Here is a 19,903-nt window from a genome sequence, read left to right as displayed (position 1 = left end):
CCTTATGCCACCGACGACAGCCGGCCCGACGCCCCCACCGAGCCCCTCCCCCTCGCCGGAGCTGCCCGTGAACCTGTCGATGTCCCAGCTGCGCGAGCTCTCCTGGAGCGGGGTCGCCGACTGGCTCGTGGGCACACCCCTGCTCGTGATCGTCACGATCGTCATCGGCTTCGTCGCCGTCTGGGCGCTGCACCGGGTCATCAACCGGGTCGTCGCCACCGCAGCCTCCAAGCGGGCCGAGCGCCTCGCCGGCATCCTCTCGACCAACCGGCGCACCCCCAGCTCGGTGGGTGCGGCCACCGCCCGGCACGTGCAGCGCACCCACACCATGGGCGCGCTGCTCAAGAGCATCACGACCTTCGTCGTCTTCGGCATCACCGCGTTGACCGTCATGTCCCTCGTCGGCATCCCACTGACCCCGATCCTCACCTCGGCGGGCGTCGGCGGCGTCGCGCTCGCCTTCGGGGCCCAGAGCCTGGTCAAGGACTTCCTCTCGGGCGTCTTCATGATCGTCGAGGACCAGTACGGCGTCGGTGACGTCATCGACACGGGCGAGGTCGTGGGGACCGTCGAGAACGTCTCGCTGCGGGTCACGCAGCTGCGCGACGGCACCGGCATGACGTGGTACGTGCGCAACGGGGAGATCGTGCGCATCGGCAACAAGACGCAGGGATGGTCCACGGCCATGGTCGACATCCCGATCGCCTACGACCAGGACGTCGAGAAGGCCATCGCGACGATCCGCGAGGTCGTCGGTGCCATGGACGACGACGAGGCGTACAAGGACATCCTCCTCGAGGAGCCGACGGTCGCGGGCGTCGAGTCGATCGCCAACGGCGCCGTCACGATCCGGGTCACCGCCAAGACGGTGGCCAACGGGCAGTTCGGCGTCCAGCGCGACATGCGCGAGCGCATCAAGGTGGCGCTGGACCGGGCCGGCGTGCGCAGCCCGCTCCCGGTGATGCCGCCCTACGGCGGCGGCACACCGCAGTGACGGGGGCCGCCCACCACGTCGCCCGGTACGGCCTGATGGGGCCCGGGTGCCGCCCTGGCCGGGAGCCGGTCCCTCGCTCTGGGAGACTGTGCCGGTGACCTACTACGACGACTTCGGCGGCCACGAGACCTTCCGCAAGCTGGTGGCGGAGTTCTACCGCGGCGTCGCCGAGGACGAGCCGCTGCGGGCGCTCTACCCCGAGGAGGACCTCGGCCCCGCGCAGGAGCGGCTGCGGATGTTCCTCGAGCAGTACTGGGGCGGTCCCACCACCTACTCCGAGCAGCGGGGGCACCCGCGCCTGCGCATGCGCCACGTGCCGTTCCAGGTGACCCCCGACATGCGCGACCGCTGGATGCTGCACATGATGAACGCCGTCGACACGCTCGAGCTCTCCCCCGAGAACGACGACCGGCTCCGCGACTACCTCACGCGGGCGGCATACTCCCTCGTCAACGCCCCGGCGCCCGACGGCACCTTCTGAGCGGCGGCCCTGCGCCTCAGCGCCTCTCGAGGTGGGCACGCAGCCGGGGCACCACGTGGTTGACCAGGACCGGTGCCAGGTCGTCGGGCAGCTCGCCCTCGAGACCCAGCCAGCGCTGCTCGGCGATCTCCGCGAGCGGTTCCGGCGAGACGCCGTGCTCGAGCTCGGCGACGAAGACGGTGAGGTCGACCCAGGCGTCGGCCTCGTTGGCGGCCAGGTCGTGGAACCGTCCGAGCAGCCGCCCCGTGCCCGCCACGTCGAGCCCGACCTCCTCCCTCACCTCCCGCACGGCTGCCTCCGCAGCCGTCTCCCCGGGGTCGATCTTGCCGCCGGGCAGCATGAAGCGATGCGAGCCCGCCTTGCGGACGGTCAGCAGCTGCCCGTCACGCAGCAGGCAGTAGGCGGCGGTCACGAAGGTGGTCACGCCCCGACGGTAGCGGCGGCCTCCTGACCAGGTCCGGCACGGGCACTGTCGCAACGCACTGCAAGAAGTTGCAGAACTTGCTTTGAGTTTTCGCCGCGATGAGGAACGATGGTGGCCCGTGACGCTCTCAGCAACTCAGACCTTGAACGACCCGGCGCAGGCCGCGCAGATCCGCGAGGAAGCGACCGCCGTGCACGCCGCCGACAGCCCCGACGCCGCCTGGTGGCGCCAGGCCGTGATCTACCAGATCTACCCCCGCTCCTGGGCCGACGGCGACGGCGACGGCATCGGCGACCTGCCCGGCATCACCGCGAGGCTGCCGCACCTGCGGGCGCTCGGCGTCGACGCGCTCTGGCTCTCGCCGTTCTACACCTCGCCGCAGGCCGACGCGGGCTACGACGTCGCCGACTACCGCGACATCGACCCGATCTTCGGCTCGCTCGCCGACGCCGACGCGATGATCGCCCGCGCGCACGAGCTCGGCCTCAAGGTCATCGTCGACATGGTGCCCAACCACTCCTCCGACGAGCACGCCTGGTTCCAGGCCGCCCTCGCCGCCGGGCCCGGCAGCGCCGAGCGCGACCGCTACATGTTCCGCGAGGGCCGCGGCGAGCACGGCGAGCTGCCGCCCAACAACTGGCAGTCCGTCTTCGGCGGCGCCGCCTGGACCCGGGTCACCGAGGTCGACGGCGCACCGGGGCAGTGGTACCTGCACCTCTTCGACCCCAAGCAGCCCGACTTCAACTGGGAGCACCCGGAGGTGCGCGCCGAGTTCGAGTCGATCCTCCGTTTCTGGCTGGACCGCGGCGTCGACGGCTTCCGCGTCGACGTGGCCCACGGCCTGATCAAGGAGCAGGGCCTGCCCGACACCGAGGAGGAGCGCACCGTCATGCTCGGGCACGCCGAGTCCGACGACGACGCGACCGCCACGGTCCGCCAGGAGGAGGCGCCGCGCATCGACCACACGAAGCGCAGCCCGATGTGGGACCAGGACGGCGTCCACGAGATCTACCGCGCCTGGCGCAAGATCCTCGAGTCCTACGGCACGCCCGACCGCATCCTCTGCGCGGAGGCCTGGGTCGAGCCGCAGGAGCGCGCCGTCAAGTACGTCCGCTCCGACGAGATGCACCAGGCGTTCAACTTCGACTTCCTGACCACCTCGTGGGTGGCCGAGGACCTGCGCGCGGTCATCACCTCGTCGCTGCGCGCCGCGGACTCGGTCGGCGCGCCGTCCACGTGGGTGCTGTCGAACCACGACGTCGTGCGTCACGCCTCGCGGCTGGGCTACGCGCCCGGGACGCCGCGGATGAACGGCATCTCGGCGACGGACCCGCAGCCCGACCGCGCGCTCGGCCTGCGTCGCGCCCGCGCCGCCACGGCGCTCATGCTCGCGCTGCCCGGCGGTGCGTACATCTACCAGGGCGAGGAGCTCGGCCTTCCGGACTCGACCGACATGCCGGCGCAGTTCCGCCAGGACCCGACGTTCGCGCGCACCGACGGCGTCGAGACCGGCCGGGACGGCTGCCGGGTCCCGATCCCGTGGTCCGCCGAGGGGCCCTCGCTCGGCTTCGGCCCGAGCGCGAACACGTGGCTCCCGCAGCCGTCGGTCTACGCGGAGTACGCGGTCGACCGCCAGGAGGGCGTGCCGGGCTCGACCCTCGAGCTCTACCGCTCCCTGCTCGCCGCCCGTCGTGAGCTCTCCCTCGGGACGGGCTCGCTCACCTGGGTCGAGGGGTATGCCGGTGACGTCGTCGCGCTGGCCAACGGCGCCTCCTCACGGGACCGGGTGCTGGTCGTGACCAACCTCGGCACGGAGTCCGTGGCCCTTCCCGAGGGGGCTGAGGTCATCGTGTCCTCCGGCCCGCTCGAGGACGGCCTCGTGCCCACGGACACGACGGTCTGGGCCCGCTGGTCCTGACCTTTCGAGCGGTCTGGATTCGAGCGGTCTGGGACTGCTCACCCGCGTGAAGCCCCCGTCCACCCGGACGGGGGCTTCACGCATACGCGCACGGGATACGCCTGTGGATGACGGACGATGCTTGGGCGCCGGCTCTCCTAGCGTCGGGGCATGACGCGCTACTCCATCGACACCGACGGGGTGTCCCGGGAGCGCCTCGCGCTCGCCGAGGACCCGGTCCAACTGCGTGAGTGCGCGTCGGCGGTCGCGGCGGCGGCAGCGGCCGCGATGGCGGCCGCCGGTCGCGAGGGCGACGGCATCCGGTTCGCGCTGGAGCGCTTCCGCGCCGTTCACGCGTATGCCCTCGACGCGGTCGCCGACGCGGCGAACGCGTTGGGCGACCGACTCGACCGGTCGACGCTGGAGGCCCGGTCGGTCGATCTGTTCGTGACCAGCGCCCTTGCCCAGGTCGCCACCGCCGGCCCGTCGGGATCGAACCTGTCAGCGCCGTCGGACGCCCGATGAGCCGGTCGCCGGAGGCCGGGAACCCGGCAGCCGTCATTCCGGGGGAGGTCGCGCTCCCCCGGCCCTCGGGTGACGCGCAGTCGCTGCGGAGGGCCGCGGGATCCCTGGACCGCGCCGCAGCACGGGCGGGGGCCACCGCGACGGTGCAGGGCACACTCGCCGCCCGGCTCGGCGCCGTGTGGACGGGGGCGGCGGCCACTGCAGCACGCTGCGAGGCAGCGAACTGGGGCGTCGTTCCCGACTGGTGGTGGACGGGCTCTTGACGACCGCCCGCTCACTGAGGACGTATGCAGCCGTGCTCGAGCTCGCGACCGCGCGCGTCCGCTCGCTGCAGCGCCAGTGGGACGAGCTTGACGCGGAGCTGGCGCGCGCGAGCCTGCGGCTGGCCGCGCTGCCCGACCCCACCGGCTCCGTGCGCGCGTTGGGGCTCGAACGAGCGCGAGCGGAGCAAGAGTACGGCCGCGCCCGGCTCAGCCGGAGCCACGAGGAGGTGCTCGACGAGTTGCGCGCGTCCGGGCGACGCTGCGCCGGGCTCGTCGTCGGCGTGACCGCCGAGACCTACCCGTCCGGCGTCACGCCTACCGGTGCCGCGGTGCGCTCAGCCGTCACGGGCGGCCTCTGGTTCGCCGACGGCGCCGTCGCGGTGCGCGCGTCGCACGAGGCTGCCCTGACGGACAGCACACTGCTACGGCAGGCCGTCGCGGCGAGTGCGGCCACTGGCGGGGCGGTCGACGACGAGGAGGTGGCCCAGCTCGCCGCGCGGGTCGCGGCACGAGCCCACGACCCGGTCTACGCACAGGCCCTCCTCTCCGAGCTGGGAGCCGACGGACTGGCTCGGGTGCTGGTGGCAGCGGGCGTGACCCGGAACGGATCCGGTGCCCACGTCGACGCCGTCCGCCGGCTGCTCGGCGGGTTCGGCTCACTCCTGGTGACGGCGACGAGCACGTCCGCTCCGGTGGGCACCGATCCGCGCACCCGAGCCCAGCTCGCATCGGGCGCCGCGCTCCTGTCGGACGACGTCGTTGCCGGTGTCGCACAGGTGCACGGAGACGGTGACGGCGGCCGGGCGTCGGGCGCCTGGCTCCTGGGGCAGCTGTTGTCCGGGGCGCGCGCCGGCGGCGACGACCGTCGGCTGCCGGCTCGGCTGGCGCGGCGAGCCGCCGCGGGCGCGGCCACGGCCGAGATCGCCGAGACCCGAGACCCGGACGGGCGGCAGCAGCACGGCACGACGCTCCGCGCCGATGGGAACGACGTCTTCGCGTCGTGGTTCGACGACGCGTCGCGCACCGGCGACGCCCTCCACGTCCTGCTGGACCACGTGGGTGACGACCCGGACGAGCAGGCGGCGCTGCTGGCAGAGCCGCTGCCCGACTCGGTGGTCGCGGCAGGGGCGCTCGCGAACTCGCGCGGCGACCGCCTGACGGTCGGTGAGCACCTCGTGCGTCGGTGGGTCACGGTCGAGGCGACCGGCACCGCCAGCCATCCGGACCTGCACCTGGCCACCGATGCCGACCTCGTCCGTCTCCTGCCGAGCGTCGCGAGCGACGCGTCCGCCGGCGCCGCGCAGACACGGACCAGGGTGATGCTCGAGCTGTCGCGCACGAGCGCCCATGCCATGCGAGACGCCTCGACCACGCGGATCTACACGCACGCCACTGCTCCCCTGGAAGGTGAGGTCGCCGACTGGCTGTCGGCGATGCGAGAGAACGTCGATGCCGCTCTGTCCCAACCTGACTCGGCTGACGCTGGAGCTGTCCGCTACTACGCCGCGACGTCCGACGGGAGGCAGCCCTGGCTCGAAAGCGCGGAGCTGACGGGGATCGTCGGCGCGTTGGCCGCGGACACCGGCATGGGCCTGCACGCCAAGGACCCCGGCGCTGCCTACGAGCGCCTCGTCGACAACGAGCTGCAGGCAACCCGGGCCTCGGTGGCGGCGGGCGGGGACGGGCGGCGTGACGTCACCCGGATCGGCTTCTTCGACCAGGCCGCGTCGGCCGAGCTGGTCGCGCTGGCACATCGACAGGACGACCTCAACCGATCAGCACTCCAGGGGCTCGCCGAGGCCGGGCACGTCATCGCGACGATCCGCAGCGGCGACGTCGCGGGGCTGGTCTCGACGGTGCAGATTTATCTCGACGGCGGCACGACACGAACGGCCGCCGACGACCTGGTGATCTCGCTCGTCCGCTCGGACGTGGAGCTGGCGCAGACCGAGCGCAACGACTCCCGGCGCGCCGAGCTCGCGGCACGCATCGCAGCCCTGACCAGCGGTCGCACCGATGTGGGCACCAACCTGGCTGCCGGCGCGCGACGCGCGCCCACCCTCCCCACCGCCGAGCAGCTGCGCCAGGCGCGCCGAGCTGAGCGGGAAGCGGCATTGGTGGCCTTCCGCGACGAGACAATGCAGTCTCTTGGCAGCTCGGCGATGGACCGCCTGAAGGACCGCAGCGAAACACCGGATCGGCACGCGGTGACAGACGGTCGACGCGTTCGCCTGCCGGAGCTCGAAGAGCTGCCCAAGGGCAAGTCACGAGGAGTGCGCACCGTTCCCGACCAGCGTTCTCTGCATGCCCTGTTCGACCGGCTCACCGACGGAGCAATGGCTCGCGATCTGCCCCACTACGACGGGGTTTGGTTCGAGCGTGCTGACGGCGTTCGAGTTGGCATGCGATCCCGCTCCCTCAGTGGTGGTGCAACGATCGACGTGCACTATCCCGACGACCAGATCAGAAAGGTCCACATCCAGTGACTCCGCAAGAGCCGCAGCGTTCCGTCGAAGAAGAGCTGCTCGTCTCGACGATCTACGACTGGATCGATCTGGGATACCTTCGATCCACGGTTCGGGAGCTGAACCACGTCGGTTCTCCAGACCTCCACGCAGCCTCGATGACGGTCGTGGCCAGGCTCATTGGTGACGGCCTCGTCGCAGCCGGGGACGTGACCGAGGGGCAATTCCGTGCATGGGACTGCACGCGTGAAGAGGCGATTGCTCGGATCGACAAGGAGTGGCAGGCCGCTTCGGATCCCGAGCTTTGGCCTTTTCAAGTAGCAGCCCTCGCCCCCACCGACGAGGGAGTCCGCGTCGTGGCTCAGGTCCTGGCTCGCGAAGGAGAAGGCAAATCGTGGCAGAAGCCCAGGACGCAGAAGCCGTTGGCGATCGTTCGAAGCCCCCATGGCTGAACCAGCGCAGCATTGAGCTTCGGCTCGATGCGGACACCGTGTACGACCTGCTGGTGAGTCGAGGCCTGGACGACTGGCTGCAGCCGGCCGACTTCTTCGACCTGGCCCGCTACTACGGTCCCATGACGGAGGAGCAGTACCGGTCCGAGGCCGTCGCCCTGGCTCGTCGCCTGCTGCTGGAGGGCCACGCTGTCGCCGGCGACATCGTCGACGAGGAGCACCGACCGTGGTCGGGCTCAGTGGATGACCAGCTGGCGCGGGTGACCGCACTGTGGTCGGACAGCGATGTGGACCCACGATTCGAGTTCGTCTGGTTCGACCTCACGGAGCTCGGGCGGCGTGTGGCGGCAGAGGCGCTGGACCGCCTCCCGGACCTGGGCTGACGAGCCGGATACGCTCGCGCATGTGGTGACGACGCGGCCCTATCTCGACCGGACCCCGGTGGCGCTGGCGCACCGTGGCGGCTCGCTCTACCCGCCCAACATCGGCCTCGAGAACACGATGACAGCCTTCGGGAACGCCATCGCGATGGGCTACACGCATCTCGAGACCGACGTCCACGTCACCCGCGACGGGCGGCTTGTCGCGTTCCACGACACCGTCCTCGACCGCGTCACCGACCGGCGCGGACACATCCGCGACCTCCCGTGGGCCGAGGTGTCCCGGGCGCGGATCGGCACCGGTGAGCGCGTGCCGCTTCTCACCGACGTGCTCGAGGCGTGGCCGGACGTGCGGCTCAACATCGACCTCAAGGCGCCGGGGACGGCCGAGCCGCTGTGGCGCCTGGTCGAGGAGCGCGGGCTGCACGACCAGGTCTGCGTGGGCTCCTTCTCGCAGCGCAGCATCTCCGAGTTCCGCCGGCTGTCACGAGGACGTGTCACGACGGCAGCGGCACAGGTCGGCACCGCACTGGCCCGCTTCGCACCACGGGCGCTCACCGCTCTGCTGCGCACCCCCGCCGACGTGTTCCAGGTGCCGGTGTCGATCGTGGTCCGTGGCCGCACCGTGCCGGTGGTCACCGCGCGCCTGCTGGCGGCAGCCCACCGCTACGGCAAGCAGGTGCACGTCTGGACGATCGACGACGCCGCCGAGATGCACCGGCTGCTCGACCTCGGCGTCGACGGCCTGGTGAGCGACCGGATCGACGTCCTCAAGGACGTGCTCGTCTCGCGGGGTTCCTGGACCGGTCGAGGCTGACTCCCCGTTCTTCTCGCACTACTCGACCGACGTCCGGGGTCACATATCCATCGCACGCCGGCGGACGGCATACGCAATGGGTTCAGCGGGCCAGCACGTGTCCTCGTGACGTGCTCAGACGGGTCCAGCGCCCGTGCGCTGCGACCGAAGCCGGCTCGCCGGCCACGGCGAAGCCCAGCACATGGGCTCCGAACGCGAGCCCGGCCGGCACGGGAGGCACGGTCTCGCTCATCCGCGCCCACACCCGCCGGCGCAGCGTCTCGACCGCCTGGCTGCCGGCTCCTTCGGGTGTCCCTTCGGCGACCTGCGAGATGCCTTCGCGCGCAATGGAGTTCACCTCCGCGCCGTCGAGCTGACCGACGGGCTCCCAACCGTCGCGCGGCGGTGTCAGCCCGCTCCACGGCGCGCGGACGGTCGTCGGCGGCACGTTGAGCACGGCACCCTCGGCCTCATGGGCCAGCCGGTCGTTGACGGAGGCGAACGAGACCGTCGTGTCCAGGGGCTGGGCCTGCGTCACCCGGACGACGCGCATGCCGAGGACCGTGCCCTCGCCGAGCAGGCCGCTGCCCTCGATCACCGCCACCGTCGCGACGAGCAGCCCGCCGACCACCTGCAGGCGCACAGCGCCGCCCGCGTTGGCCCTGCCGGCACGCGCGAGGAAGGTGCCGAGGTCCGCCAGCCCGCGTGGGTCACCGAAGTCGATGTGCGCCGTGCCGGTCACCGGCGCCGCCTGCGGAAGGGGGCCGGCTCTCCGACGTGTGTCCGCAGCGCGTCGCGCTCCTCGGGACGCATGCGCCGCGGCGAGGCACTCGAGAAGTCGTAGAGGGCGAGCTCGGTCTCCGCGACGGCATAGACGGGTCGCTCGCTGTCACCGCCGACATCGCCCATCCCGTCCGGGTCGGTGACGATGTAGGCGACGTCGAACCCTGCCCCGCCCACGCGGGAGACCCACATCTGGACCTCGACGGGCGCGTGCCGGAAGCCCAGGGGCCGGCGGTACTCGATCTCGTGCCGCGAGACCAGCACGCCCTCGTCGAGCAGCGACTTGTCGCCCGCTCCCCCGCCGTCGAACCAGTCGCGGAAGGCGATGACACGGGCGTCCTCCAGCAGCCTCAGGAACTGCACGTTGTTGATGTGGGCGTAGGCGTCCATGTCCGACCACCGCAGCGCCACGTGCGCGGCATAGGGGCCGACCCGCGCGCTGCCGTCCTCCTGCGGGCTTCCGGTGGCGTCCGAGGTCTCACTCATGGCGCCATCCTCGCAGCCCGGCCCGCCCGTGGTCGTCCACACCCCCTCCCCGGCCGCCGGGGTCGTCCACAGAGGACGTATGCCGGTCGGTGCGGTCGGTGGGGCCGCGTACGTTGGGTCCCATGCCCTCCACCCCCACCTCACCTGCCGTCGCCCCCGTCGCCCCCGTAGGCGACGTCGACCCCGGGCTGCACGAGCGCGCGACGACCGCGCTCCGCCGACTCGTGGGACGCGACGACATCGACTTCCGCGACGGCCAGCTCGAGGCGATCAACGAGCTCGTCGCGGGACGCCGCCGCGTGCTGGTCGTGCAGCGCACCGGGTGGGGCAAGTCGGCTGTGTACTTCGTCGCGACGGCGCTGCGCCGCGCCGAGGGCGCGGGCCCCACCGTCATCGTCAGTCCGCTGCTGGCGCTGATGCGCGACCAGATCGCTGCAGCCGAGCGCGCCGGCATCAAGGCCGTCACCCTCAACTCCACCAACGCCGACGAGTGGGGCGCGGTGTCCGGCGCGCTGGCGCGCGGCGAGGTCGACGTGCTGCTCGTGAGCCCCGAGCGGCTCAACAACCCGCGGTTCCGCGACGAGCAGCTGCCGACCCTCGCCGAGACGTGCGGGCTGCTCGTGGTCGACGAGGCCCACTGCATCAGCGACTGGGGCCACGACTTCCGCCCCGACTACCGCCGCATCCGCGACCTGCTCACGACGCTGCCCGAGCGCACGCCCGTGCTCGCCACCACCGCCACCGCCAACGCCCGTGTGGTCACCGACGTGGTGGAGCAGCTCGGGTCCGGCGGCCGCGAGGTGCTGACGCTGCGCGGCCCGCTGGCCCGGGCGTCCCTGCGCCTCGGGGTGCTGCCGCTCGCGGCTCCCGAGCAGCGGCTGGCCTGGTTGATCGCCCACCTCGACGAGCTGCCGGGGTCGGGCATCGTCTACGCGCTCACCGTCGCCGCCGCTGAGGACGTCGCGGTGGCCCTGCGCGAGGCCGGCCACCAGGTGGCCGCCTACACCGGGCGCACCGAGCCGAGCGAGCGGATTCGCCTCGAGGAGGCGCTGCGCGACAACCAGGTCAAGGCGCTGGTCGCCACGTCGGCCCTGGGCATGGGGTTCGACAAGCCCGACCTCGGGTTCGTGCTGCACCTCGGGGCACCGTCGTCCCCCGTCGCCTACTACCAGCAGGTGGGTCGCGCCGGACGTGCGACCGAGCGCGCCGACGTGCTGCTCATGCCCGGCCCGGAGGACAAGGACATCTGGCGCTATTTCGCGTCCGCGTCGATGCCCCGCCAGGACCAGGCGGACGCCGTCGTCCGTGCCCTGTCCGAGTCGCCCAAGCCTCTGTCCACGGTCGCCCTCGAGACCATCGTCGACGTGCGCCGCACCCGGCTGGAGCTGCTCCTCAAGGTGCTCGACGTCGACGGCGCGGTGCGCCGGGTCCCTGGCGGCTGGACCGCCACGGGTGAGCCGTGGACCTACGACGCCGAGCGCTATGGCCGCGTCACCGAGGCGCGCGAGCGCGAGCAGCAGCTGATGGTCGACTACGAACGCACCGACCGCTGCCGCATGGCTTTCCTCCAGGAGACGCTCGACGACGACTCGGCACAGCCGTGCGGTCGCTGTGACCGCTGCGCCGGGGCGTGGTTCGACGCGACGATCCCCGAGGCGGCCGTCAACACGGCCCGCTCGCGGCTGGAGCGTCCCGGGGTGGCCCTCGAGCCCCGAGCACAGTGGCCGTCGGGCATGGATCGCCTCGGCGTCCCGCTCAAGGGGCGCATCGCTGCGTCCGTGTCCATGGACGAGGGCCGGGCCGTGGCGCGCCTGAGCGACCTCGGGTGGGGCCAACGGCTCCGCGAGCTGCTGCGTGGCCCCGACCGCGAGATCCCCTCAGAGGTGCTGCGGGCCTGCGTCGAGGTGCTGGCGGGATGGGGCTGGGCGCAGCGCCCGGCTGCCATCGTCTCGGTGCCCTCTCGGCGGCATCCCGCCCTCGTCGGCTCGCTCGCCGCCGGCCTCGGGCAGCTCGGCCGGCTGCCCTACCTCGGGGCGCTGGACCTCGTCGAGGGCGGGCCGGTCGGCGAACCGGGCGGCAACAGCGCCTTCCGGCTGGCCAACGTGTGGGGGCGCCTCCAGGTCGGCCCCGAGCTGGCCGTCGCGCTCGAGGGCCTCCCCGGCCCGGTGCTCCTCGTCGACGACCTCAGCGACTCCCGCTGGACCCTCACCGTCTGCGCCGGGCTGCTGCGGGAGGCCGGTGCCCCCGCCGTCCTGCCGATGGCCCTGGCCATGGAGGGCTGAGGCGGCACCACGCGGCGACGATCTGGCCTCGGAGCAGCGGGGCGCCGGCGCCCCGTCAGTCGGCGCGACTGGCCCGACGCGCCCCACGTGCCGCTGCGGCGTGAGTCCGGCCGAAGGGAGGGCAGGAGGGGACGCGAGAGGGTGGGTGCCGCCACGCCACAGGCCCACTAGGGTCGACTCGTGACTGCTGACGCCCCCGCTCAGGCGAGCCCGCTGCCCCCGCTCGAGGACCTCCTCGAGGTGCTCACGCTCCGCGACGTCGGCACCGCCCACATCTCCGTCACCGACGTGCAGGGCAACGACGCGGCCGAGTCGATCGGCGCGGCGTCGGCGAGGGTCTTCGAGGGCCGTAGCCAGAAGATGCCGCACGGACGCGTCTTCGGCGGACAGGTCCTCGCCCAGTGCGTCATGGCCGCGGGCATCACCGTGCAGGACGTCAGCGAGACGGGGGCCGCCCGGCCGATCCACTCGCTGCACGGCTACTTCATGCGACCGGGCGATGACACGCTGCCGATCCGCTTCGCCGTCGAGGAGATGCGCGACGGCAACTCCTTCTCGACCCGCCGGGTCCACGCCGTGCAGAAGGGCGCGCCGATCATGTCGATGGTCTGCTCGTTCCAGCAGCGCGCCGGCGGCCTGGACCACCAGGAGACGATGCCCCGGGTGCCAGGCCCCGAGGGGCTGGCCTCCTTGGCAGACGCCTTCCGCGGCATGGACCACCCGGGCGCCCGGCACATCGCCGAGTCCCGGCCCATCGAGCTGCGTCCGGTCGAGAGCAACATGTTCCTCGACGCCGGACCCGAGCAGGTGGCCACGAACCACGTCTGGATGCGCGCCGTGGACCGGCTGCCCGACGACCCGCTGCTGCACGCCGCCGTGCTCGCCTACTCCAGCGACTACTCGCTGCTCGAGCCGGTGCTGCGCCGCCACGGCCTGGTCTGGACCGACCCCCGCCTGCGCGTGGCCAGTCTCGACCACTCGATGTGGTTCCACCGGGACGCCCGGGCGGACGACTGGCTGCTCTACGCACAGCAGTCGCCGTCCGCCGAGAGCGGGCGCGGCCTCTCCGTCGGCCAGATCTACCGCCAGGACGGCACCCTCGTCGCGACCACCGCCCAGGAGGGCATGGTGCGCGTCAAGCAGTCCTGACGCTCAGACGGTGCGCAGCACGGCGACGTCGTGGCCGTCGAGCAGCACGCCGCTCGCATCGACGATCGGGGCGCGCCCCCACGAGGCGAGCACGTGCTCGACCTCTCCCTCGAACGGCACCATCTGCGAGCGTCCGGCGAGGTTGGCGACGACGTGCACCGAGCCGCGCGACAGCACGATCCACCGGGCGTCCTCGTCGAACCGCACCGATGTCGCCTGCAGGTCGCCGGAGGCCACGTCCGGTTGGGTGCGCCGCACCCGGATCAGCTGTCGGTAGAAGTGCAGCATCTCGTTGTGGCCGGGCGCGTAGGGCTCCTGCCAGTCGAGCACGCTGTGGGCCCGGGTCGCCGGGTCCTGCGGGTCGGGCACGTCGGCCTCATCCCACCCGTGGGCGGCGAACTCGGCACGGCGGCCTGAGCGCACCGCCTCGGCGAGCCACTCCTCCTCGAAGGAGGTGAAGAAGGCGAAGGGCGTGCTGGCCCTCCACTCCTCCCCCATGAAGACCATGGCCGTGAACGGCGAGAGGAGGTAGAGGGCGGCGCCGACTGCCTGCTGCCCGGGCGAGATCTGGTCGCTGATGCGGTCACCGGTGGCGCGGTTGCCGACCTGGTCGTGGGTCTGCAGGTAGGCCAGGAACTGGTGACCCGAGCGGGCCTTCGGGTCCACGGGCGCACCCCAGACCTCGCCGCGGAAGGTCGACATCCGGCCGTCGTGGAGGAACGCGTCGGTCAGCGTCTTGGCCAGCACGGACAGCGGCCCGCCGTCGGGCCACGCCTCGGTGCCCCCGGCGAAGTCCGCGTAGTAGCCCTGCCGCTCGCCGGTGAGGGCCACGTGCAGCGCGTGGTGGATGTCGTCGTCCCACTGGGCCGTCATGCCGCGTCCCCCCTCGCTCGTCGGGGTCACCATGACGGCGTCGTTGAGGTCGCTCTCGGCGATGAGGTCCAGGGGGCGGCCCAGCTCCGCGGCCAGGGCAGCGGTCTCGTCGGAGAGCTGCGCGAGGATGTGCGGCTGCGACTCGTCGCGCAGCTCGTGGACCGCGTCGAGCCGCAGCGCGTCGACGTGGAAGTCCCGGAACCACCGCAGCGCGTTGTCGACGACCCAGCGCCGCACCTCGTGGCTGCCGTCGGCGTCGAGGTTGACGGCCGGCCCCCACGGGGTGGTGTGCGTGTCGGTGAAGTAGGGCCCGAACTCCGCGAGGTAGTTGCCGGTGGGTCCGAGGTGGTTGTAGACGACGTCGAGGCAGACGCCGAGGCCCTGCGCGTGGCACGCGTCGACGAACCGCTGGAAGGCCGCGGGACCGCCGTACGCCTGCTGCACGGCATACGGTGCCACGCCGTCGTACCCCCAGCCGTGGCTGCCGCCGAACGCGGCGACCGGCATGACCTCGACGACGTCGACACCGAGGTCGACGAGGTGCGCGAGGTGGGCGATGGCGGCATCGAAGGTGCCCTCGGGCGTGAAGGTCCCGATGTGCAGCTCGTAGACGACACCGCCGAGGACGCCGCGCCCCTCGCGCGTGCCGCGCCACTCGCCGTCGCCCCAGTCGTACGCGCTCGCGTCGAACGTGCGGCTGGCGCCGTGGACCCCGTGCGGCAGCCACGCACTGCGTGGGTCGGGCCGCGGGTCCCCGCCATCGATGCTGAAGGAGTAGTCCAGCGTCGCGTCGTCGGGTCGGGGCCACGTCCACCACCCGCCGTCGCCCCGGGTCATCGCGTGCCGGTCGGGCGCTGTCGTCGGCTCGGTGCCCGCGGGGTCGACGCGCGTCACGAGGACGTCGACGTGGGAGGCGCTCGGCGCCCAGACGCTCAGCGTGTCAGTCATGCTCGGGCCGTACCCGCACGAGCAGGGCCACGGGCAGCCCGTGACCCAGGAGGGCGTCGAGCCGTTGCGACCCGCCGTCCACCGCGGTGCCGGAGAGTGCGTCGGTCCACCGGCCCTCGGGCAGGTCGACGGTGGCATCGCCGAACCCGCCGGCGTCGTGGAGCCGGCCGGCGAGGCGGGTCACCACGGTGACGAGCTCGACGTCCTCGCCCGTCCCCCGGCCGAACGCCACGGCGTGCGGTGAGGTGGACTCGAGGGGGACGTACGTCGAGGATGCGCCGGTGAAGCTCTCCGAGTGCTTCCGGCGGGCGCGCAGCGCCGACGCGGTGACGAGCAGCTTCTCGTCGTCGAGGTCCACCGGGGCGGCTCCACCGTCGAGGCGCGCCAGGCGGTCACGACGCAGGCTGTAGTCGACGAGCCGGCGGTTGTCCGGGTCGACCAGCGACAGGTCGACGACGTCGGTCCCCTGGTAGACGTCCGGCACACCGGGCATCGTGAGCTGGACGAGCTTCTGCCCCAGCACGTTCGCCCGCGTCTCCGCGGCGGTCTGAGCCATCCAGCTCTCGACGTGACGCACGACCTCCGGAGTCGTCACGACCCCGGTGACGAACCGCTCGACGGCCGTCTCGTACGCCTCGTTCGGCTCGGTCCAGCGGGTGTACAGCTTCGACTCGCGGATCGCCTTGAGGGCGTACGCCTGCAGCCGCTCCTCGTCGATCGGCCACGCGCCGACGACCGTCTGCCAGAGGAAGTACTCGGTCAGCGGGTCGAGCTCGTCCGAGCGGAACGGCGCCGCGAGCTCGCGCGCCCGACGAACCCACGTCGCCCAGGCGTCAGGGCGCTCGGCGAGGACGAACAGCCGCGCCCGCACGTCCTCCGAGCGCTTGGTGTCGTGGGTCGAGAGCGTCGTCATGCTCTGCGGCCACGTCTCGTGCAGCCGGCCGGCGAACTCGTGGAAGTCGGCCACCGACACGCCCATGGTGGCGGGGTCGCCGCCGACCTCGTTGAGCGCGACGAGCCGCACGTAGCGGTAGTACGCGGTGTCCTCGATCGCCTTGGCCATGGCCGGACCGCACGTCTGCTGGAAGCGGACGACGAACTCGTCGGCGGCGGCCCGGTCGACCGGCTCGCCCTGCCCGAGGGCCAGGTCGAGGACGGCCTCGGCCACGGCGGTGTCGAGCGGCGCGGCCGCGCCCTTCTCGCCGCGCTGCGCAGCGGCCCGTAGCTCCTCGGCGTCGTCCACGCCGGCAGGCGTGCCGGGCCGCAGGTAGACCCGGTAGCGGTCCATCCCCACGAGCATCGCCTCGATGACCGGGCGGGCGGCGTGCAGGTCCAGGTCGGGACGGGCCCGCGCGACGAGGCGCAGCAGGCGGCTCACCTCGGTCGCGAGCATCACCTGCACGACCCAGCGCTTGGACTCGGTCACGATGGCGTCGAGGTCCTGGCTCGTGCCGAGCACCTCGGCGGACAGCTCGTCCAGCGGCTGGGCGCCGGACGGGTCGACGAAGAGCCCGCCGACGCGCAGCAGGGCATCGTAGCCCGTCGTGCCCGCCGTGTGCCAGGTCTGCGGCAGCTGCTCCTCGCCCTCGAGGATCTTCTCGACGACGACCCAGCTCTCGCCGGTGGCGGTCGCGAGACGGTCGAGGTAGCCCTCGGGGTCGGCCAGGCCGTCCGGGTGGTCGATCCGGAGGCCGTCGATGGCCCCGGACCGGATGCCGTCGACGAGCAGCCGGTGGGTGGCGTCGAAGACCTCGGGGTCCTCGACGCGCACGGCGATGAGCGAGGTGACGTCGAAGAAGCGCCGATAGTTCAGCTCGGAGTCGCCGACCGTCCAGGACGCGAGGCGGTAGTGCTGGGCGTCGAGGAGCTCGCCCAACGGCGTGCCCGGGTCGGTGCCGGGCGCGAGCGGGAAGACGTGGTCGTAGTAGGTCACGACGGGCTCGCCCTCGTGCTCGCCGACCGAGATCTCGCCGGCGGCGAGCACCTCCTCGAGCGAGGAGCCGAGCACCGGCAGCAGGATGCGCCCGTCCTGGGCGTCCCAGTCGACGTCGAACCACGAGGCGTACGCCGACTGCCGGCCCTCGCGCAGCACCGACCAGAGCGGGCGGTTGAGCGAGAGCGGCGTGGGCGTGGTCATGTGGTTGGGCACGACGTCGACGACGACGCCGAGCCCGGCGGCGTGCGCCGCCTCCACGAGCTTGGCGAACGCCGCGTCACCGCCGAGCCCCTCGGCCACCCGGGAGTGGTCGACGACGTCGTAGCCGTGCTTGGAGCCCGACGCGGCCTGCAGCACCGGCGAGAGGTAGAGGTGGGTGACCCCGAGGTCGGCGAGGTGGTCGACCTGCGCCACCGCGTCCTCGAGGGTGAAGTCCGGTTCCAGCTGGAGCCGGTGGGTCGAGACGGGCGCGCTGGCGTACCTCACGCGGTCAGCTCCTCGCTGAGTCCGGGGACGATGGACGAGCCGTTGTCTCGGGGGCACCTGAGCACGACGATGCTGCGTGGCTGCACCTGGATCTGCCACGTCGGCTCGAGGGTGGTGTCCTCGACCTCGTGGAGGGCGGTGTCGATGACCGGCACCCAGTGCGCGCCGTACTCCTCCTCGGGCAGCGTGAACGTCAGGGCCTCGTGGTGGGCGTTGAACATGACGAGGAACGAGTCGTCGAGGATCTGCTGCCCGCGCGGGTCCGGCTCGGGGATGGCCGAGCCGTTGAGGAAGACCATGAGCGACTTGGCCATGCCGTCGCTCCAGGCCTCGTCGTCCATGTGCTGTGCCTCGGGGGTGAGCCAGGCGATGTCACCGAGCTCGCTCTCGCCGCCGTGGTCGGCGCTGCCGGCGAAGAAGCGACGGCGCCGGAACACCGGGTGCTCACGACGCAGTCGCACGAGCGACTGCGTGAAGGCGAGCAGCTTCTGGTCGTCCTCGTCGAGCATCCACTGGATCCACGAGATGTCGTTGTCCTGGCAGTAGCCGTTGTTGTTGCCGCCCTGGGTGCGCCCCAGCTCGTCGCCGTGCAGCAGCATCGGCACGCCCTGCGAGAAGAGCAGGGTGGTCAGGAAGTTGCGCTGCTGGCGCAGGCGCAGGTCGCGGATCGAGGCGTCGTCAGTCGGGCCCTCGACGCCGCAGTTCCACGAGCGGTTGTGGCTCTCGCCGTCGTTGTTGTTCTCGCCGTTGGCCTCGTTGTGCTTCTCGTTGTACGACACGAGGTCGCGCAGGGTGAACCCGTCGTGGGCCGTGACGAAGTTGATCGAGGCGATCGGCTTGCGCCCCGAGTGCTCGTACAGGTCGCTGGAACCGGTGAAGCGTGAGGCGAACTCGGCCAGGGCGCCTCCCTCGCCGCGCCAGAAGTCGCGCACGGTGTCGCGGTACTGGCCGTTCCACTCGGTCCACAGGGGCGGGAAGCCGCCGACCTGGTAGCCGCCCTCGCCGACGTCCCACGGCTCTGCGATGAGCTTGACCTGGCTGACCACCGGGTCCTGCTGCACGAGGTCGAAGAAGGCCGACAGCTTGTCGACCTCGTGGAACTGGCGGGCCAGGGTCGCCGCGAGGTCGAAGCGGAAGCCGTCGACGTGCATCTCGGTGACCCAGTAACGCAGCGAGTCCATGATCAGCTGCAGCACGTGCGGGCTGCGCATCAGCAGGCTGTTGCCGGTGCCCGTCGTGTCGTAGTAGTGGGCCAAGTCGCCGTCGACGAGCCGGTAGTAGTTGGCGTTGTCGATGCCGCGGAACGACAGCGTCGGGCCCATGTGGTTGCCCTCGGCGGTGTGGTTGTAGACGACGTCGAGGATGACCTCGATGTCCGCCTCGTGCAGCGCCTTGACCATGGCCTTGAACTCGAGGACCTGCTGCCCGCGCTGGCCGTTGGCCGAGTACTCGTTGTGCGGGGCGAGGAACCCGATGGTGTTGTAGCCCCAGTAGTTCCGCAGGCCACGGTCGACCAGCGGCGCGTCCTGGACGAACTGGTGCACGGGCATGAGCTCGATCGCCGTGATGCCGAGGTCGCGCAGGTGGTTGATCATCGCCGGGTGCGCGATGGCCGCATACGTCCCCCGGATCTCCTCCGGGATCTCGGGGTGGCGCATCGTCAGGCCCTTGACGTGGGCCTCGTAGATGACGCTCTCGTGGTACTGGTGCCTGGGCGGACGGTCGTCGCCCCAGTCGAAGAACGGGTTGGTGACGACCGAGTGCATCGTGTGCTGCTTGCTGTCCTCGGTGTTGATGTCGGTCGTCGTCGCCGCGTCTTCGTCACCGAAGGTGTACGAGTAGAGCGACTGGTCGTTCTCGGCCTGCCCCTCGATGGCCTTGGCGTACGGGTCGAGCAGCAGCTTGCTCGGGTTGCAGCGGTGGCCGTTCTCGGGGTCGTAGGGACCGTGGACCCGGAAGCCGTAGCGCTGCCCCGGCTGGATGTAGGGCACGTAGCCGTGCCAGACGAAACCGTCCACCTCCGGCAGGTCGAGGCAGGTCTCTTCCAGGTCGTCGTCGAGCAGGCACAGCTGGACGCGTTCGGCGACCTCGGAGAAGACCGCGAAGTTCACCCCGGAGCCGTCGTACGTCGCTCCGAGGGGGTAGGGGTTGCCGGGCCAGATCTCCATGGACCTTCTTTTCGTCGTTCGGTCGCGGCTCGGGGCCGCGGCGCCACGGCGTGTGGCGACAAGCGGACGACTCTGGCCGCACAGCGCATTCTTCCCTGTCCCGGCCGGTGGGGCG

The 19,903-nt window shown here is 71.9% G+C and carries 17 protein-coding genes; 11 read left to right on the top strand and 6 right to left on the bottom strand.

Annotated elements, in window-relative coordinates; translation table 11 throughout:
- Positions 1-67: 67 nt before the first annotated feature.
- Both AB0316_RS17100 and AB0316_RS17095 read left to right on the top strand, forming a co-directional pair.
- Entirely contained in the window at positions 68-994 is a 927-nt protein-coding gene (locus AB0316_RS17100; RefSeq protein WP_366274244.1) for a mechanosensitive ion channel family protein, read from the top strand.
- 94 nt (positions 995-1,088) lie between these two features.
- On the top strand, positions 1,089-1,475 hold the full coding sequence (locus AB0316_RS17095; protein ID WP_366274243.1) for a globin: 387 nt from the start codon (positions 1,089-1,091) through the stop codon (positions 1,473-1,475).
- Between the two features lie 16 nt (positions 1,476-1,491).
- Here AB0316_RS17095 and AB0316_RS17090 read toward each other — a convergent pair whose 3' ends face one another.
- Positions 1,492-1,899 carry an NUDIX domain-containing protein gene (locus AB0316_RS17090; protein ID WP_366274242.1) on the bottom strand — a complete coding sequence of 136 codons (408 nt, stop codon included), beginning with the start codon at positions 1,897-1,899 and terminating at the stop codon, positions 1,492-1,494.
- A 169-nt stretch (positions 1,900-2,068) separates the two neighbouring features.
- Between AB0316_RS17090 and AB0316_RS17085 the strand changes: the two genes are divergently transcribed.
- The 7 genes from AB0316_RS17085 to AB0316_RS17055 all read left to right on the top strand — a co-directional run bounded on the left by AB0316_RS17085 (position 2,069) and on the right by AB0316_RS17055 (position 8,698).
- Entirely contained in the window at positions 2,069-3,817 is a 1,749-nt protein-coding gene (locus tag AB0316_RS17085; protein WP_366274370.1) for an alpha-amylase family glycosyl hydrolase, read from the top strand.
- A gap of 150 nt (positions 3,818-3,967) precedes the next feature.
- The gene (locus tag AB0316_RS17080; protein WP_366274241.1) at positions 3,968-4,321 is read left to right on the top strand and encodes a hypothetical protein; all 354 of its coding nucleotides are present in this window, start codon (positions 3,968-3,970) and stop codon (positions 4,319-4,321) included.
- On the top strand, positions 4,318-4,584 hold the full coding sequence (locus tag AB0316_RS17075; protein ID WP_366274240.1) for a hypothetical protein: 267 nt from the start codon (positions 4,318-4,320) through the stop codon (positions 4,582-4,584). The genes AB0316_RS17080 and AB0316_RS17075 overlap by 4 nt, the downstream gene beginning before the upstream one ends.
- Positions 4,581-7,070 (top strand): hypothetical protein, encoded by a 2,490-nt coding sequence (locus tag AB0316_RS17070; protein WP_366274239.1) that lies wholly within the window; start codon positions 4,581-4,583, stop codon positions 7,068-7,070. The genes AB0316_RS17075 and AB0316_RS17070 overlap by 4 nt, the downstream gene beginning before the upstream one ends.
- Positions 7,067-7,501, top strand: coding sequence for a hypothetical protein (locus AB0316_RS17065; RefSeq protein WP_366274238.1), 435 nt, complete (start codon positions 7,067-7,069; stop codon positions 7,499-7,501). The genes AB0316_RS17070 and AB0316_RS17065 overlap by 4 nt, the downstream gene beginning before the upstream one ends.
- On the top strand, positions 7,444-7,884 hold the full coding sequence (locus tag AB0316_RS17060; RefSeq protein WP_366274237.1) for a hypothetical protein: 441 nt from the start codon (positions 7,444-7,446) through the stop codon (positions 7,882-7,884). The genes AB0316_RS17065 and AB0316_RS17060 overlap by 58 nt, the downstream gene beginning before the upstream one ends.
- A 22-nt stretch (positions 7,885-7,906) precedes the next feature.
- Positions 7,907-8,698: a glycerophosphodiester phosphodiesterase gene (locus AB0316_RS17055; RefSeq protein WP_366274236.1), complete on the top strand. Its 792-nt coding sequence runs from the start codon at positions 7,907-7,909 to the stop codon at positions 8,696-8,698.
- A gap of 82 nt (positions 8,699-8,780) precedes the next feature.
- On the opposite strand, the gene AB0316_RS17050 is transcribed toward AB0316_RS17055, so the two are convergent.
- Complete coding sequence (locus AB0316_RS17050; RefSeq protein WP_366274235.1) at positions 8,781-9,419, bottom strand: hypothetical protein; 639 nt, start codon at positions 9,417-9,419, stop codon at positions 8,781-8,783.
- A complete protein-coding gene (locus AB0316_RS17045; RefSeq protein WP_366274234.1) occupies positions 9,416-9,946 on the bottom strand; it encodes a thioesterase family protein in 531 nt (176 codons plus the stop codon). The genes AB0316_RS17050 and AB0316_RS17045 overlap by 4 nt, the downstream gene beginning before the upstream one ends.
- A gap of 122 nt (positions 9,947-10,068) precedes the next feature.
- Between AB0316_RS17045 and AB0316_RS17040 the strand changes: the two genes are divergently transcribed.
- Entirely contained in the window at positions 10,069-12,228 is a 2,160-nt protein-coding gene (locus AB0316_RS17040) for a RecQ family ATP-dependent DNA helicase (protein ID WP_366274233.1), read from the top strand.
- 180 nt (positions 12,229-12,408) lie between these two features.
- Positions 12,409-13,377 (top strand): acyl-CoA thioesterase II, encoded by a 969-nt coding sequence (locus tag AB0316_RS17035; RefSeq protein WP_366274232.1) that lies wholly within the window; start codon positions 12,409-12,411, stop codon positions 13,375-13,377.
- 3 nt (positions 13,378-13,380) lie between these two features.
- Here AB0316_RS17035 and treZ read toward each other — a convergent pair whose 3' ends face one another.
- Genes treZ through glgX form a run of 3 tightly spaced genes read right to left on the bottom strand, consistent with a single transcriptional unit; the run spans position 13,381 to position 19,788 of the window.
- Positions 13,381-15,198 carry a malto-oligosyltrehalose trehalohydrolase gene (treZ, locus tag AB0316_RS17030; protein WP_366274231.1) on the bottom strand — a complete coding sequence of 606 codons (1,818 nt, stop codon included), beginning with the start codon at positions 15,196-15,198 and terminating at the stop codon, positions 13,381-13,383.
- Positions 15,191-17,620 carry a malto-oligosyltrehalose synthase gene (gene treY, locus AB0316_RS17025; protein WP_366274230.1) on the bottom strand — a complete coding sequence of 810 codons (2,430 nt, stop codon included), beginning with the start codon at positions 17,618-17,620 and terminating at the stop codon, positions 15,191-15,193. Before treY ends, treZ begins: the two co-directional genes overlap by 8 nt.
- Positions 17,617-19,788, bottom strand: coding sequence for a glycogen debranching protein GlgX (glgX, locus tag AB0316_RS17020; RefSeq protein WP_366274229.1), 2,172 nt, complete (start codon positions 19,786-19,788; stop codon positions 17,617-17,619). Before glgX ends, treY begins: the two co-directional genes overlap by 4 nt.
- Positions 19,789-19,903 lie beyond the last annotated feature (115 nt).

The sequence above is a fragment of the Terrabacter sp. NPDC080008 genome, from assembly GCF_040702505.1.
Lineage (GTDB): Bacteria > Actinomycetota > Actinomycetes > Actinomycetales > Dermatophilaceae > Terrabacter.
The sequence above is the reverse complement of the archived record's forward strand: the minus strand, read 5'-3'. Positions and strand labels throughout refer to the sequence as shown.